Genomic DNA, 16906 nt, shown 5'->3' on the forward strand with positions numbered 1-16906 from the left:
AGAAGGTGCCTTTTTTTAATAACTTTATCATTCTAAAATAATAAACGAAAAACCCCTTATTTTCGTCTAAAATTACAAAATGTTTCTTGAAAATACAGTTAATCACAAAGAACAATTCGGCTGGATAGAAGTCATAGCCGGGTCAATGTTTTCTGGAAAGACAGAAGAGCTTATACGAAGACTCAAGCGTGCACAGTTTGCCAAATTAAGAGTCGAGATTTTTAAACCAATTGTTGATACTCGATATGATGATGAAATGGTTGTGTCGCATGATGCTAATGAAATACGCTCAACTCCCGTACCTGCAGCGGCTAACATACGCATTCTTGCAGATACCTGTGATGTAATTGGTATAGATGAGGCTCAATTCTTTGATGATGAAATAGTTGCTGTTTGTAATGATTTGGCTAATAAAGGTATTCGGGTTATTGTTGCCGGTCTTGATATGGACTTTAAGGGAAAGCCTTTTGGCCCAATGCCCGCACTTATGGCAACAGCGGAATATGTAACCAAAGTACACGCTATTTGCACTCGTACGGGTAATCTTGCCAATTATAGTTTTAGAAAATCTAACAATGAAAACTTGGTTTTGTTGGGACAGGTAAATGAATACGAGCCATTGAGCCGTGGAGCCTATTATAAAGCTATGCTTAAAGAAAAAGTTAAAACTATAGATGTAAATTCTGAGGAAATCGATACTATTAAAAAGAATGAAAATGGCTAAGGCAGAAGAAACCATTTTAGAAATTGACTTACATGCCTTAAGTCATAACTACACCTATTTACGTTCTAAAATAAAGCCGGAAACTAAGTTTATGGCGGTGGTAAAAGCTTATGCATACGGCAGTGATTCCTTGGCAATTTCCCAACATCTTCAAGACTTAGGGGTAGACTATTTTGCCGTTGCCTACGTTAATGAAGGTATTTCGCTTAGAAAAGGAGGCATTACTACACCCATTTTAGTACTTCACCCTCAAAAAATTCATTTTCAATCCTTAATTGAACACCAACTTGAACCTAGTATATATTCAAAAAATATATTATCTAGCTTCATTGAAATTGCCAATGAATTAGGTGTTGCCGAATATCCTATTCATTTAAAATTTAATACTGGCCTCAATAGATTAGGCTTCTCCGCTGATGAATTACCAGAAATTTCAAAACTAATTAATCATCAGAACTCTATAAAAGTAATTGCCATTTTATCTCATTTAGCAGCTACTGAAGATAGTAATGAAACCGAATTTACGAACCTACAATTACAACGTTTTAATGCTATTTGCCAAAAGGCGGATGTATCCCTAAAAACCAAACCTTTAAAACACGTTCTAAATACTTCTGGAATTATTAATTATGCTCACGCACAATTTGATATGGTACGTAGTGGTATTGGCCTTTACGGTTATGGCAACGAACCACATATAGACAAGATGTTGCAACCTGTAATGACCTTAAAAACCATCATTGCACAAAAGCACAGAATTTCTGCCGGGACATCTGTAGGGTACAATCGTAAATATTCTGCAAACACTGAAACTATTACGGCAACCTTACCTTTAGGTCATGCAGATGGGATTGGTCGCGAGTATGGTCATGGAAAAACCTTTGTTTTGGTTAATGGCCAAAAAGCACGTATCATAGGTAATGTATGTATGGATATGATTATGATTGACGTTACTACAATTGAATGTGAGGAAGGAGATGAAGTAATTATATTTGGGAAAGGGTTAAATGCCGACGAATTTTCTCGAACAGCCAAAACCATTACATATGAACTAATTACAGGACTTTCGCAACGTATTAAACGCATAGTTATAAAGTGATTCTATTAACATTAATTTAAGGATTGATTTTTTTTAGTAAATTGCCAGCACTATAGTATTAACCATTAATAAAAACACAAGAACATGTTTAAAGAATTTAAGAATTTTATTATGACGGGCAACGTCATAGATTTAGCAGTAGCTGTATTACTTGCAGGTGCCATGGGATTAGTAGTTAGCGGATTTGTTAACGATATTATGATGCCAATAGTTGGTCACTTCAGTGGAGGTGTAGATTTCGCAGATATGAAAATTGTACTTTCTGAAGCAGTAGTAGCGGCTGATGGTGCAGTTACTAAACCTGAAAACGCTATTTTATATGGTAAATGGATTAATGCAATTATCAACTTAATTATTGTTGGCTTTGTATTATTTATGATTGTTAAAGCATACAACAAAACAAAAACACCACCTGCTCCCGTAGAGGAAGCTCCAAAAGGACCAACTGCTGAAGAGTTATTAGCAGAAATTAGAGATTCCTTAAAAAAGTAAATTAACAAATTTCCCTTTTAAAAAAGGTACCGTTGCACTGCAACAAATTTTAATTAAAACCGTCAACCATGTTTCGCGAACAATGTTGACGGTTCTTTTTTTAATCTAAATTGTCACTATATAATTTGATTGTTACAAATTAAACAATTTGTTATATTTTGATTATTCTTTATTCTTTTGCTTGTTCAGATGATACTATTAGTTATTTTTGCCGCTTAATTTATAATGATCTCACAAATGAAAGTAGCTGTTGTAGGTGCCACTGGTATGGTAGGCGAAGTAATGTTGAAAGTATTGGCAGAACGCAATTTTCCAATAACCGAATTATTAGTAGTAGCCTCTGAACGTTCAGTTGGTAAAAAAATGACATATCAAGGCAAGGAGCATACTATTATAGGTTTAGCCGATGCAGTTGCAGCAAAACCTCATATTGCCATATTTTCTGCAGGTGGAGATACATCATTAGAATGGGCTCCTAAATTTGCTGAAGTAGGCACTACTGTTGTAGACAATTCTTCTGCTTGGAGAATGGATCCAACAAAGAAATTAGTGGTTCCTGAAATTAATGCAAGTGCACTTACCCCAGAAGATAAAATAATAGCCAACCCCAATTGTTCTACTATACAATTGGTTATGGCCTTATATCCTTTACACAAGAAATATAAAATGAAACGTGTTATAGTTTCTACCTATCAATCAGTTTCTGGTACCGGGGTAAAAGCTGTAAAGCAATTGGAAAATGAAATAGCGGGTATACAGGGCGAAATGGCATATCCTTACCCTATAGGTAGAAATGCTTTACCTCATTGCGATGTTTTTATGGAAAATGGCTATACTAAGGAAGAAATGAAATTAGCTCGTGAACCACAAAAAATACTAGATGACCGCACATTCTCTATAAGTGCTACTGCTGTACGTATACCTACAGCTGGTGGACATTCAGAATCCGTAAACGTAGAATTTGAAAATGATTTTGAGCTTAATGAGGTTCGTCAATTACTCAACAGCATGCCCGGCGTTACTGTTCAAGATAATCCTGATACAAACACCTATCCTATGCCAATTTATGCGCATGATAAAGATGAGGTTTTTGTTGGTCGTATTCGTAGAGATGAAACCCAACGAAATACTTTGAATATGTGGATTGTTGCGGATAACCTTAGAAAAGGTGCAGCTACAAATGCTGTTCAAATCTCAGAATATCTAGTAGAAAAAGGCTTAGTATAATTTAAACTATTATAACGTTAAAACCTTCAAAACAACCCTGTTTTGAAGGTTTTTTTATGGTACTTTAGTAGAAACTCTACTACCAATGAAAAAAATATTCCCAGCGTTATTTTTAATAACCTTAATTTCTTCCTGTAAAAACGAATCTAAAATAGACCCTATTCTTGTGAAATACCCTATTACTGCAAAAGTTGATACCATAGATACTTATTTTGGGAACCCAGTTAAAGACCCTTATCGTTGGTTAGAAGATGATAGAAGTCCAGAAACCGAAGCTTGGGTAAAGGAACAGAACAAGACAACTTTTGGTTACTTAGAGAACATTCCCTTTAGAAATGATATCAAAAATAGATTAGAAAAACTCTGGAATTATGAAAAGCTAGGCTCCCCCTTTAAAAAAGGTGATTACACTTACTATTATAAAAATGACGGTTTACAAAACCAGTATGTTATTTATAGAGCAAAAGATGAAGAAAAGCCTGAGGTGTTTTTAGACCCAAATACATTTTCTGAAGATGGTACCACCTCCTTAGCCGGATTAAGTTTCACAAAAGATGGTGCCTTAGCAGCCTATTTAATATCTGAAGGTGGTAGCGATTGGCGAAAAGCAATTGTTTTGGATGCCGAAACTAAAGAAGTTATGGAAGATACTTTAATTGACATAAAATTCAGTGGTTTATCATGGAAAGGTAATGAAGGTTTTTATTATTCTAGTTATGACAAGCCAAAAGGGAGTGAGTTATCCGCAAAAACTGACCAGCATAAAGTATATTACCATAAATTAGGAACTCCTCAAAGAGAAGATGAACTTATATTTGGCGGTAATTCGTTAGAAAAGCATAGATATATTGGGGCAAATGTTACCGAAGACAATAAGTACTTAACCATAAGCGCATCAACATCCACATCAGGAAATAAATTATTTATTCAAGACCTAGAAGACCCTAATGGTTTGCTTATTCCTATGGTAGAAGATACGGATTCTGATAACTATATTATAGATAACGTAGGGTCTAAGCTTTTTATCGTGACCAACAGAAATGCTCCTAACAAAAAAATAGTTACTGTAGATGCCAAAAACCCTTCGTCTGAAAACTGGGTAGACTTTATTTCCGAAACTGAAAATGTTTTAAGTCCTAATACCGGTGGCGGGTATTTTTTTACGGAATATATGGTAGATGCCATTTCGAAAGTATTTCAATACGACTATGAAGGTAACCTTATTCGCGAAGTAAAGCTTCCTGGCCTAGGATCTGCCAGTGGTTTTGGAGGAGAGAAAGAGGAAAAAGAATTTTACTTCTCATTTACTAATTATAATACACCAGGATCTACCTATAAATTTAATGTTGAAAATGGTGAATACAAACTATATTGGAAACCTGAAATAGATTTTAATCCAGACGATTATACTTCTGAACAGGTTTTCTATGATTCTAAAGATGGCACCAAAATACCAATGATTATTACCTATAAAAAAGGTACGCCATTAGATGGAAAGAACCCAACAATTCTTTACGCCTATGGTGGATTTAATGTAAGCTTAACTCCGTCATTTAGTATTGGTAATGCCGTTTGGATGGAACAAGGTGGCATATATGCTGTACCTAATTTACGTGGTGGTGGAGAATATGGTAAAAAATGGCATGATGCAGGAATTAAAACCAAAAAACAAAATGTATTCGATGATTTTATTGCGGCTGCAGAGTATTTAATTGCCAATAAATATACCTCTAAAGAATACCTTGCTATTAGAGGTGGTTCTAATGGCGGGCTCTTAGTAGGCGCAACAATGACGCAAAGACCTGATTTAATGCAAGTGGCATTGCCTGCAGTTGGCGTAATGGATATGTTACGGTATCATACCTTTACTGCTGGTGCCGGATGGGCTTATGATTATGGTACTGCTGAAGATTCTAAGGAAATGTTTCAATACCTTAAAGGGTATTCGCCTGTTCACAATGTAAAACCAGGAACCGTTTACCCAGCTACCTTAGTTACAACCGGGGACCATGATGATAGAGTGGTGCCAGCGCATAGTTTTAAGTTTGCTGCCGAATTACAAGAAAAACAAGAAGGCGACAACCCTACATTAATTAGAATAGAAACTAACGCAGGTCATGGTGCAGGTACACCCGTCAGTAAAACTATAGAACAATATGCCGATATTTTCGGATTTACACTTTTTAATATGGGATATACCGAGTTGCCAAACAAAAGTGTTCTTAAAGATTTTAAAGAGTAATCACGACTTGTAATCAATAATTTATTGAAAAATCCGTTCCAAATATGAACGGATTTTTTCAATTTTGAACCTCAAAGAAAATATTAATGTTAAGAGTAGAAAATCTTTCTTTTGCCTATGACAACCTACAAGTTTTGGAGAACATCAACCTTCGTATTCAACAAGGGGAAAATATTGCAATTATAGGTGAAAGTGGTTGTGGTAAAAGCACCTTACTTAAACTTATATATGGACTAATGGATGTGGAACAAGGCGAAATATTTTGGGAAGATGAACAAATTTTAGGTCCTGCATATAATTTGGTTCCAGGAGCACCATTTATGAAATATCTATCACAGGACTTCGACTTAATGCCCTTTATTTCCGTTTCAGAAAACATTAGCCAGTACCTTTCCGTTTTTTATCCAGACCAGCTTAAAGAAAGAACCCAAGAGCTATTAGAAATGATAGAGCTTACAGAATTTGCTGATAAAAAAGTAAAAACACTCAGCGGAGGGCAGCAACAACGTGTTGCTCTTGCAAGAGTATTAGCTCAAAAACCAGAAGTTTTATTACTCGATGAACCTTTTGGCCATATTGACAATTTTCTTAAAAGTAGTTTACGCCGAAATATTTTCAACTATTTAAAAGAAAGTAGAACAACGGTCATTGTAGCCACACATGATGTTAACGATGTATTGCCTTTTGCTGATCGCGCTGTTGTTATTAGAGACAAAGAAATAATTGCAAGAGCAAGACCTTTAGACCTTTATCGTAACCCAAGAAATTTATATGTTGCTTCTCTTTTTGGAGAGGCCAGTATCATTTCTATTGATGTACTTAAAACCTATGCAAATACCAAAAGAAAAATTATAGTTTATGCTCATGAGTTTCGAGTATCTACAACTTCTGGTCTAAAAGTTACTGTAAAAAAAGCCTATCCTATGGGGAGTCATTATTTAACTGAAAGTAAAAGTTTAGAAAATGAAACTATCTTTTTTAATGCTGACAGTTTGTTTCCAACAGGAAAAGAGGTCTTTTTAAATGTAGCTATCGAGACTATAAATCAACGCATACAAGAAGCTACAACAGCTAATGACTAAAACCTATAACACTTAATTTCAAGTTTTTATCGCATATTTCATTTCAAGTAAACTAATTTTCAACAAACCTCGTCAAAGCATTTAATTTATAAACAAATACAATAATCAAAACACGTTTTGTGCTAACTATTATCATTTTTAGAATGATACTTTTATCAATATTATAGACAATATGCTAACATTTTTAAATTATACTTCTGTTTCTATTTTTCACTGAAAAATAGAAATATTTGTTTTGATTACATTTGATAAAATATTGTTTTGAACCAAGAACAGATACTTACCGAGTTACAATTCAAAGCCATTAGAAGTAGTGGTCCTGGCGGTCAACATGCAAATAAGGTTTCTTCTAAAGTAGAATTGTCTTTCCATATCGAATCTACAGACGGACTTACAGAACGCCAGAAGAAAAGAGCGCTGTTAAAACTAGGAAATAAGCTAAGCAAAGAAGGCCTATTAATTTTACAATGTGATGAGTCTCGTAGTCAGCACAAAAACAAAGAATTGGTTATAAAAAGATTCTTTAAACTTCTAGAAAAAGCACTTGTAATACCAAAAATTAGAAAGAAAAGTAAACCTACCCGATCATCTATTGAAAAGAGGTTGAAGAGTAAGAAAATTGCTTCTTTGAAAAAAGTGAATAGAGGTAAACCAGATTATTAGCCTACCGTGCTTTTTAGGGTTCCTATACCCTCAATTGAGATTTCTATTTCGTCCCCCATACTTAAGGTGAAGTCACCAGGAGGTATAATACCAGTACCCGTCATTAGTAGACTACCATTAGGGAAAGTACATTCTCTATATAAGTATTCTACTAAATCGCCAAACTTGCGTTTAATTTGGTCAATACCAATATTTTTATCGAATACCGTGACCCCTTTTCGTTTAATGACCAATCTTATTTTAGTTTCGTTTGGCAAAGGACCGTCTATCAACAAAACACATGGCCCTATAGCTGCACAACCATCATATGTTTTAGCTTGTGGTAAGTACAAAGGATTTTCACCTTCTATACTCCTAGAACTCATATCATTACCAATGGTGTAGCCAACAATTTTACCAGATGAGGTTATTACTAAAGTCAATTCTGGCTCGGGCACATTCCAGGTAGAATCTTTTCGAATTCGAACTACTCCGCCTTGCCCTACCGTTCTTTGTGGAGTTGCCTTAAAAAACAACTCTGGTCGGTCAGCCTCATACACTCTTGCATAAAAACTACTGCCGCCAGCTTCTTTTGATTCTTCTTCCCTACCTAATTTACTGTTGTAATAAGTAACACCACTTGCCCAAATTTCTTGGCTTTGAACTGGCGCTTTTACCCCGTTTTCTATAATAGAAGCTGCATCTTTTATACTCTTCTCCTTAGTTAGTTTAGTCTTGGTATTTTTAATGATGTCATCATCATTAATAAATTCATCCCAATTATCATGAGGCAGCAAATAAAATTTTGCTTCGTGTTCTACTAATATTCCGCTATGGGTATTATATATTTTCATTTTAAATATGTTATGTGAAGATGGTGTAAAAAATAAATACTGCAATTGCTCCCGTTAAGCCAAGTAATCCGCTGCCTATACTAAATAAACGATAACCGGTATTTACGTTCATTCCGCTCATTTGTGTAACTACCCAAAAGAAACTGTCATTTGCATGTGATACTACGGCTGATCCTGCTCCAATGACAATAACAACTAAAGCTTTTTGAATTTCAGAATCAAAACCTAATGATGACATCATTGGCATTATAATAGAAGCCGTTGTTACTAAGGCTACTGTAGATGAACCTTGTGCAGTTTTTAGTGCTGCTGCCAATACAAATGGCAAGAAAATGCCCATATTATATTCCGTTAAGGTTTGCCCTAAAATATTGGCAATACCTGAATTCTGAAGTATTTTTCCAAATATACCCCCCGCACCAGTAATTAAAATTATAGAAGCAGCATCTTTTATTGCCTTACCAACCCAACCTGAAGAAGAAAGCATGTCGTAGTTTAGCTTCTTAGGTAATAGTAGGCAAAGAAATATACCTATTAATAATGATATTACAGGCTCCCCAACAAAATTGAAAAAATCAATAAAACCATTATCTAATCCAGTTTTAGTAGGATTAAGTATGGATTTTAAAACAATAAGTAAAATAGGAATAAGAATTGGTATCGATGATTTTAGCGCACTTGGAGAATCTTTAATTTCTTTTTCCGCTTCCATTGCATCTTCAACTTCTGGCTCAATATAAGTTTTAGATGCGTATTTTTTAGCGAATAGGATACCTACTACCAAGGCCACTATACTTGTAGGAAACCCAAAAGCTATAACCAACCCCAAATCCGCCTCTAAAATGCCTGCTGCGGCTATTGGTCCCGGCGTTGGAGGAACCATGGTATGTGAAGCCATTAAGCCCAAACCCAATGCTATTGCCGGTCCTGCAATAGAGATTTTTGCTTTCTTAGACAAACTTTTATTTAAAGGGTGAAGTAACATAAAACCACTGTCAGCAAAAACAGGTATAGATACGATATAGCCAATAATACCCATTGCTGTTGGCACCCGTTTACGTCCTATAATTTTCAATACCTTTTCTGCTATGGCAAACGCACCCCCCGTATTTTCAAGAAAAGCACCGATAATTACGCCTAATACTATAATTAGTCCTATCTTTCCTAAGGTGCCTCCAAATCCTTCATTTATAGATATTATTATTTCGTTATAAGGCATGCCAGCAAAAATTCCGTATAAAATGGAAATAATAAAAAGTGCTAAGAAAGCATGTATTTTAAGCTTCGTTGTTAAAATAATAATTGCAATAACTGCTAAAAGAAGGTAAAAAATTTCCATATTTTAATGTAAATCACGTTCTACTTTTGATCCTGACCCACCAACAAGAAAGTCTAAATCTGCACCTTTATCGGCTTGTTGCACATGATTAATATACATTTTAACATAACCGCGTTTTGCTAAAGGTTCAGGAGTAACCCATTCCCTTTTTCTCTTTAAAAGTTCTTCTAAATCAACGTCCAGATGTAATGAACGGTTTACAACATCCAACTCAATCATATCGCCATTCTGCACTAATGCCAATGTACCTCCAATTGTAGATTCTGGTGAAACATGCAGAACAACCGTTCCTGCAGCTGTACCACTCATTCTACCATCTGATATACGAACAATATCCGTAATACCTTTCGCTAATAATTTTTTGGGTAAATCTACATTACCTACTTCGGGCATTCCTGGATAACCTTTTGGCCCTACTCCTTTAAGCACTATAACGCTATTCTCATCTATTACTAAATCAGGGTTATCTATTCGTTCATGGTAATCTTCCATACTCTCAAAAACAACAGCCTCACCCCTATGCTTCATTAATCTCGGTGTCGCGGCAGATGGTTTAATTACCGCACCATTTTCACAAAGATTTCCTTTTAAAACTGCAATCCCAGATTCTTTTTGAAAAGGAGTCTCTAAAGAGGATATGACATCGCGATCATAACAGACCTCATTCTCATAATTATCAGTAATATTCTTACCATTTACAGTTATGGCACCTTTACGCAGCATTGGTTTTAATTCTTTCATAACCACAGGTAAACCACCGGCATAAAAGAAATCTTCCATTAAATATTTTCCGGATGGTTTTAAATTTACAAGTAATGGCACTTTACTACCTATATAATCAAAATCCTCTAATTTTAAATCGACTCCAATTCTTCCTGCAATCGCAGTTAAGTGAATAATAAGATTTGTTGACCCCCCAACTGCGGCGTTTGTGATTATAGAATTTTCGAAAGCTTTTCTTGTTAGTATTTTCGAAAGGGTTAAATCTTCTTTCACCATTTCTACTATTCGCCTACCAGATAATTGCGCGAATAATTTTTTTCTGGAATCAACTGCAGGTATCGAAGAAAAGCCTGGTAGTGTTAAGCCCAATGCTTCACACATAGTTGCCATTGTTGATGCTGTACCCATTGTATTGCAATGGCCAATGCTACGAGCAACGCAGACTTCTGCTTCTTTAATATCATCTGCAGAATATCCTCCTATCTCTTGTCGCTCTTTAATCATCCAGTTCATGGAACCTGAGCCTATCTTCTCACCTCTAAAACGACCACTTAACATGGGTCCTCCAGGAACAACTATGGTAGGCAAATCAACACTGCAAGCACCCATTATGGTTGAAGGTGTTGTTTTATCACAGCCTGTCAATAGAACTACGCCGTCTAGCGGATTGGCACGAATAGATTCTTCGGTATCCATGCTAGCCAGATTTCTAAATAGCATGGTAGTGGGCTTCATAATAGTCTCTCCTAAAGACATTACGGGAAACTCCAAAGGAAACCCTCCTGCTTCTAAAATTCCTCTTTTTACAACCTCGGCAAAATCCCGAAGATGACCATTACACGGTGTTAGCTCTGACCAAGTATTACAGATTCCAATTACGGGTTTACCTTCAAAATAGTCATCTGGGTAGCCTTGGTTTCTTAACCACGACCTGTGTACAAAACCCATTTTATCATTACCACCAAACCACTCACTACTTCGTAATTTCTTTTTCTTATCCATAAAACAATTAGGTAATAAAATTATTGCCTAATTGAAGATACTCATATTAATTAAATGAAATATTAGTGAATTGTTAGAATTTTTATAGGTTTATTGTTAAAATGAAAAATATCGCCTTCGGACTTTCCAAAAACTAATTTGCCAATTGGGGTACCGGCTGAAATACAATAAATAGATTTTGAATTGTATTTGAATTCTCCTGAGGATATAGAAATGAAATATATATAAAAATCGGTTACTACTAAACTCCCTAAACCAACGGCTTGGAAAGCTTTATTCCTTGGTACCTTAGAAAGTAATTGTTGGGTTTTCTCTAATTCTGATAATTGTTGTCCAAGTTTTTCTCGCTCTAATTGAATCATAGCTCGGCCTGTTTCATGTTTATCACCAGCACTACTCTTTGTTTCAGAAGTTAAGGCAGTTTCGAGTTCATTTATTTGATGTTGTATTCTCTTTAATCGTTCGCTTACATAGCATACACAATAATCATATGCCTTATCTTTTAAAATCTTAAGTTCTTCAATTTCCTTCAACGTGGTACAAATCTGCTAATTTATAAATGAGGTAATTTACGATTTGATTATCATTTTCGCCAGATTGTAGCATTTTTAGAATTTCCGCCTCGTTTTCAGCTTTAAAGTATTCTAAATCTCCTGAACGATTTTCGCTAAATATATTCCAAGATTTTAAGCCACTTAACATGGCTTTATGCGCCTCATATCGCTTTGTTATTTCTATAGTCCTTTTTTTATCTGACTTTAATGTCGATTGTTTATTCTGTATCTTTTGATACTCCGCAGTTACTGTCATATCTGCTTTTTCTGCTTCTGTGATAATTTTATAATACGCCTTAGACACTAAACTTTGATATTTGTCTTCAAATCCAACAACAATATTTTTCTCTTCTGCAAGAGTTACAACATTTTCATTACTTACATATAATTCAGTGTTAGAATCAGAATTATTTGCTATTAAAGACTCTTTCCATGCCTGGCTTTTAATATGTTCTTTCCAAACTTTTGTATACTCCCTTTGATAATTGGTTTGTGATGCGCCACAACCTGTAAGAAAAAGAACTAAAAAAATAATTTGATATTGTGGTAAGCTGAACTGTTCTATAAATTTTTTCATATACTATTTAAGCTACAACATAGCACTCTTAAATGCTGATTGTGACAGCAATTAAAAAATAAAGTAGGATGTAAATAGACAAAAGGGGAGGTGAATATAAAAATAATAAAATGACAATTGTTTACTATCGGATAAGATTAAAAAAAATAGGATAAAATGAACAAAACCTAACTAAATATGTTTGCCAATTTCTTACCTATGGTTGATCCAATGGCAATACCCATACCTCCCAATCGTACTCCACAAGCAACATTATGGCTAAGCTGTTTTAAAATTGGTTTCTTTTGCTGTCCCACTCCCATAATTCCGCTCCAACCATAGTCAATTTCAAATTCTGTATTTGGTAAAATAACCTTTCTTAAAAGCTCTTCTAATTTATTTGTTATTAATGCCGTATTCCCAAATTTTACCGTTTCCTCTGTATTAAAATCCAAGTTTCTACCACCTCCTAATAAAATACGATTATCAATATTTCGAAAATAATAATAGCCCTCATCTAAATGAAAAGTCCCTTTTACTTTAAGCCCTTGAATTGGTTTAGTTATGAGTACTTGAGCTCTTGCTGGCTTAACATTTTCAGGTAATAATTGTGAAGCAAAGCCATTAGTAGCTACTAACAATTTATTGCTAAAAAATTCAAATTCCTTAGCTTTTATACTCACCTTATTCCCTATATCTTCAAAAGAATCCACTGCAGTAGCATTTAAAATAACAATGCCTTTTTGTAATGCCAACTGTAAAAGTGATTTCATCATTTCACCTGTATGTATCTGCCCTTCAAAAACTTGAGAAATATAATTACTATTTACCTGTTTAAAATTAAAACTGTTGCTAGTTAGTACAAAAGCGTTCTTTTTAAAAACTGGTTCTAACAGCTGATTTATCTTTCCAATATTATCGCTACAATATTCAAATAACTCATCGTCCTTATTTAAAAACAATTCATGACCACCATTCTTTTCATATCCAATAGCGGAATCACCTAATAAATTTCGTAGGGATTTTATACCATTATATCTATCTCTAACCAAGTCAATAACCTCTTGTTCTGAATGTGTTTTTAGGTCCGATAAAATTTCAGATATACTACCAAAACAAGCAAAGCCGGCATTTTTGGTACTTGCTCCTTGTGGCAAAATTCCCTTTTCTAAAACAAGAATGCGTGCCTTTGGATATTTGTACCTTAATTCTAATGCACAGTTTAGGCCTACAATACCACTACCAACGATTGTAAAGTCTATATTCGAAAACCAAGATGTCTGTTCCCAATAACTAAGGTTCATATTAATCGTATTTTATCCTTAAGATCGTTCTATAGCCCAAGAGAATCCATTTTATCTTTTTCATACCTACTATCTTCAGCGGGGTATCTAAGTAGCTCTTCATATTTACCAGATTCTTTCGCCAAAGACCAAATTAGACTTTCTCCTGCAAATTCTGATTTAGGTACATTATCAAAAACTTTGTCTTTATATGCCTTTTCGGAATCAATTACTACCCATCCTTTTTCCTTGAACTCCTTAATTAAATCTCCTAAAAATAGTGCCGATGTTAAATTATGATGAAGTAAAAGAGTGTGACTGATATGTCTATTATTAATCTTGTATGATAATCTTTCGTAATAATTGGCCCTATCTAACAAATGTTGAATGTAAAAAGATTTAAACTTTTCTGTTTCTGTATTTTCTATACCAACAGAATTAATGCGGTTGATTAAGCGTTGATTAATATACCAATCTGAGGCATCAATGGTAACATATCCATTCTTATAATTATGCTTTTTAAGAACATTTCTAATACTGTCGACCTTAAATTTATTTGAACCCTCTTTTAAATATGGAAACCTAAACAAAGAAACACTATTGCTAAATTTTGAAATGATGTTATGTGTTTTATTCAATTCATTTTCAAATAATTCAAAATTATTTTTATCAGAATTGAAGTTAGGATGCGTAAAAGAATGATTTGCTATGTTATGTCCTTTATCATTCCAAGTACTGAGTAAAAATTGACCCATTTCATCCGTCTTATTTCTACCAGTAACGAAAAAAGTGGCTTTTACCTTATTATTGTCTAAGTGAGACAATATCATTCTATTCCAATCTTTAAATTCGAAACCAGCTAATTCATTGGTAATTCCATCATCGAACGTAAAACTAACTATAGGTTTAACGTTTAGTATTTCTTCTGAGGCGTCTTTTGTTTCTTGTGATTTCTCTGAGGATTTCTCTTTGCACCCAATTAGAAATAGTAGTAACATTATTGATAAAATTCTCATTATGAAATTGTATCTAATTATTTAAAAAAGCCGGATAAACTAAAGATACTTAAAGAACGTAACAAAAGCAGTGTTAACAGGCAATGGATAGGTATAAAAAAAACTCCAACATAGCTGTTGGAGTTTTTTATTATTCTTCTTTAGGTGGATCCATTTTCCAATCATTCATAAAGGCTGTAGTATAATTACCTGCTAAATAATCTGGATGATCCATTAATTGCCTATGAAATGGAATTGTCGTTTTAATACCTTCAATTACAAATTCATCTAGCGCTCGCTTCATCTTGTTAATAGCCTCTTCCCTAGTTTGGGCCGTAGTAATCAACTTAGCTATCATAGAATCGTAATTTGGTGGAATGCTGTATCCACTATATACATGCGTATCCATACGAATTCCATGGCCACCTGGTGTATGTAACGTGGTTATTTTACCTGGTGATGGTCTAAAGTTATTATAAGGATCTTCTGCATTAATTCTACATTCAATAGAATGTAATTTAGGTAGATAATTTTTTCCAGAAATTGGAACTCCGGCAGCTACTAAAATCTGCTCACGAATTAAATCGTAATCTATTACTTGCTCTGTAATCGGGTGCTCTACCTGAATACGGGTATTCATCTCCATAAAATAGAACTTACGGTGCTTATCTACCAAAAATTCTATTGTACCAGCACCTTCATATTTTATGTATTCTGCAGCTCTAACAGCAGCCTCTCCCATGGCCTCTCTTAACTTATCTGTCATGAAAGGTGACGGAGTTTCCTCTGTTAATTTTTGATGGCGACGCTGTATAGAACAGTCCCTCTCAGATAAGTGACATGCTTTGCCATATTGATCACCAACAATTTGAATTTCAATGTGTCGTGGCTCTTCAATAAGTTTTTCCATGTACATACCCCCATTTCCAAAAGCAGCGGTAGCCTCATTTACAGCACTGCTAAAAAGGTCTTCCATTTTGTCCTCAGACATTACAGCGCGCATTCCTTTACCACCACCACCGGCAGTAGCTTTGATCATAACCGGATAGCCCATTTTTTTGGCTACCTTTTTTGCATCTTCAACATTTTTTAATAGCCCCTCTGAACCTGGCACACATGGCACGCCAGCTTCTTTCATGGTTTCTTTGGCAGTCGCCTTATCTCCCATTTTGTCTATTTGATCACCAGAGGCTCCAATGAACTTTATATCGTGCTCAGCACATATTCGTGAGAATTTTGAGTTTTCCGATAGAAAACCATAACCTGGGTGAATAGCATCTGCATTTGTGATTTCCGCAGCTGCAATTATATTTGGTATTTTTAGATAAGACTCGCTACTGGCTGCAGGCCCAATACATACAGCTTCATCTGCAAAACGCACATGTAAGCTTTCCTCATCTGCCTTACTATAAACAGCAACGGTTTTAATACCCATTTCTTTACAGGTTCGAATAACACGTAAAGCGATTTCACCTCTATTTGCAATCAGTATTTTTTTAAACATCTTTTAAATTTTAAGTTCTTGGTTCAACATCATTCTTACATGCCATTAAAAAAATAGCATCTAACAATTACTACTCAAAATTTAGTTAAGAAGGGTCAACCAAAAATAATGGTTGATCAAACTCTACTGGTGAAGAATCATCTACCAATATTTTAACTATTGTTCCAGAAACTTCAGATTCAATATCATTAAACAATTTCATTGCTTCAATAACACAAAGAACATCTCCGCTTCCAATGGTATCGCCAACCTCTACAAAAACAGGTTTATCCGGAGAAGGTTTTCTGTAGAAAGTACCAATAATAGGTGACTTTATTGTAATGTATTTGTCATTTTCTGCCTTCTTTTTGTCTGCCTCAGAAGTAGCGCTAGCGGCAACTTGTTGTTCTGTATGAACAGGAGCAGCGGCCGGCATAGCTTGTTGAGCCATTGGCATAGTATGCACATAGGTTGGTTCTGAATTTCCTGTACTCAAGCTTCCAGTACGGATGGTAATTTTTATATCATCCGTCTCCAATTTTACCTCGCTCGCACCAGATTTGGCAACAAACTTGATGAGGCTTTGAATTTCTTTAATATCCATATTTC

The 16906-nt window shown here is 34.8% G+C and carries 16 protein-coding genes; 7 read left to right on the forward strand and 9 right to left on the reverse strand.

Annotated elements, in window-relative coordinates:
- Positions 1 to 79 precede the first annotated feature (79 nt).
- The 7 genes from BTR34_RS07800 to arfB all read left to right on the forward strand — a co-directional run bounded on the left by BTR34_RS07800 (position 80) and on the right by arfB (position 7529).
- Entirely contained in the window at positions 80 to 724 is a 645-nt protein-coding gene (locus BTR34_RS07800; protein ID WP_068485574.1) for a thymidine kinase, read from the forward strand.
- Positions 717 to 1823, forward strand: a complete 1107-nt coding sequence (gene alr / locus BTR34_RS07805) for an alanine racemase (protein ID WP_068485801.1) — start codon at positions 717 to 719, stop codon at positions 1821 to 1823. Before BTR34_RS07800 ends, alr begins: the two co-directional genes overlap by 8 nt.
- A gap of 84 nt (positions 1824 to 1907) precedes the next feature.
- Positions 1908 to 2315, forward strand: coding sequence for a large conductance mechanosensitive channel protein MscL (gene mscL / locus BTR34_RS07810; protein ID WP_068485576.1), 408 nt, complete (start codon positions 1908 to 1910; stop codon positions 2313 to 2315).
- Positions 2316 to 2552: 237 nt separating this feature from the next.
- On the forward strand, positions 2553 to 3542 hold the full coding sequence (locus tag BTR34_RS07815; RefSeq protein WP_068485578.1) for an aspartate-semialdehyde dehydrogenase: 990 nt from the start codon (positions 2553 to 2555) through the stop codon (positions 3540 to 3542).
- 85 nt (positions 3543 to 3627) lie between these two features.
- Positions 3628 to 5784, forward strand: coding sequence for a prolyl oligopeptidase family serine peptidase (locus tag BTR34_RS07820; RefSeq protein WP_068485580.1), 2157 nt, complete (start codon positions 3628 to 3630; stop codon positions 5782 to 5784).
- An 86-nt stretch (positions 5785 to 5870) separates the two neighbouring features.
- Positions 5871 to 6866: an ABC transporter ATP-binding protein gene (locus BTR34_RS07825; protein ID WP_068485582.1), complete on the forward strand. Its 996-nt coding sequence runs from the start codon at positions 5871 to 5873 to the stop codon at positions 6864 to 6866.
- Between the two features lie 261 nt (positions 6867 to 7127).
- Complete coding sequence (gene arfB / locus BTR34_RS07830; protein ID WP_068485584.1) at positions 7128 to 7529, forward strand: alternative ribosome rescue aminoacyl-tRNA hydrolase ArfB; 402 nt, start codon at positions 7128 to 7130, stop codon at positions 7527 to 7529.
- On the opposite strand, the gene BTR34_RS07835 is transcribed toward arfB, so the two are convergent.
- From BTR34_RS07835 to accB, 9 genes are all read right to left on the reverse strand, one after another.
- Positions 7526 to 8362 carry a fumarylacetoacetate hydrolase family protein gene (locus tag BTR34_RS07835; protein ID WP_068485586.1) on the reverse strand — a complete coding sequence of 279 codons (837 nt, stop codon included), beginning with the start codon at positions 8360 to 8362 and terminating at the stop codon, positions 7526 to 7528. The genes arfB and BTR34_RS07835 overlap by 4 nt on opposite strands.
- 10 nt (positions 8363 to 8372) lie before the next feature.
- A complete protein-coding gene (locus tag BTR34_RS07840; RefSeq protein ID WP_068485588.1) occupies positions 8373 to 9701 on the reverse strand; it encodes a GntP family permease in 1329 nt (442 codons plus the stop codon).
- Between the two features lie 3 nt (positions 9702 to 9704).
- A complete protein-coding gene (locus tag BTR34_RS07845; protein ID WP_068485590.1) occupies positions 9705 to 11426 on the reverse strand; it encodes an IlvD/Edd family dehydratase in 1722 nt (573 codons plus the stop codon).
- A 62-nt stretch (positions 11427 to 11488) separates the two neighbouring features.
- Positions 11489 to 11959 carry a 3-oxoacyl-ACP synthase gene (locus BTR34_RS07850; protein WP_317039599.1) on the reverse strand — a complete coding sequence of 157 codons (471 nt, stop codon included), beginning with the start codon at positions 11957 to 11959 and terminating at the stop codon, positions 11489 to 11491.
- Positions 11946 to 12557, reverse strand: coding sequence for a hypothetical protein (locus tag BTR34_RS07855; protein WP_068485592.1), 612 nt, complete (start codon positions 12555 to 12557; stop codon positions 11946 to 11948). Before BTR34_RS07855 ends, BTR34_RS07850 begins: the two co-directional genes overlap by 14 nt.
- A gap of 167 nt (positions 12558 to 12724) precedes the next feature.
- Entirely contained in the window at positions 12725 to 13840 is a 1116-nt protein-coding gene (locus BTR34_RS07860) for an NAD(P)/FAD-dependent oxidoreductase (protein WP_068485594.1), read from the reverse strand.
- Between the two features lie 29 nt (positions 13841 to 13869).
- Positions 13870 to 14835, reverse strand: a complete 966-nt coding sequence (locus tag BTR34_RS07865; RefSeq protein WP_082960196.1) for a polysaccharide deacetylase family protein — start codon at positions 14833 to 14835, stop codon at positions 13870 to 13872.
- 130 nt (positions 14836 to 14965) lie between these two features.
- A complete protein-coding gene (gene accC / locus BTR34_RS07870; RefSeq protein ID WP_068485595.1) occupies positions 14966 to 16318 on the reverse strand; it encodes an acetyl-CoA carboxylase biotin carboxylase subunit in 1353 nt (450 codons plus the stop codon).
- An 85-nt stretch (positions 16319 to 16403) separates the two neighbouring features.
- Positions 16404 to 16901 (reverse strand): acetyl-CoA carboxylase biotin carboxyl carrier protein, encoded by a 498-nt coding sequence (accB, locus tag BTR34_RS07875; protein ID WP_068485597.1) that lies wholly within the window; start codon positions 16899 to 16901, stop codon positions 16404 to 16406.
- Positions 16902 to 16906 lie beyond the last annotated feature (5 nt).

Source organism: Maribacter hydrothermalis (genome assembly GCF_001913155.1).
Taxonomy (GTDB): Bacteria; Bacteroidota; Bacteroidia; order Flavobacteriales; family Flavobacteriaceae; genus Maribacter; species Maribacter hydrothermalis.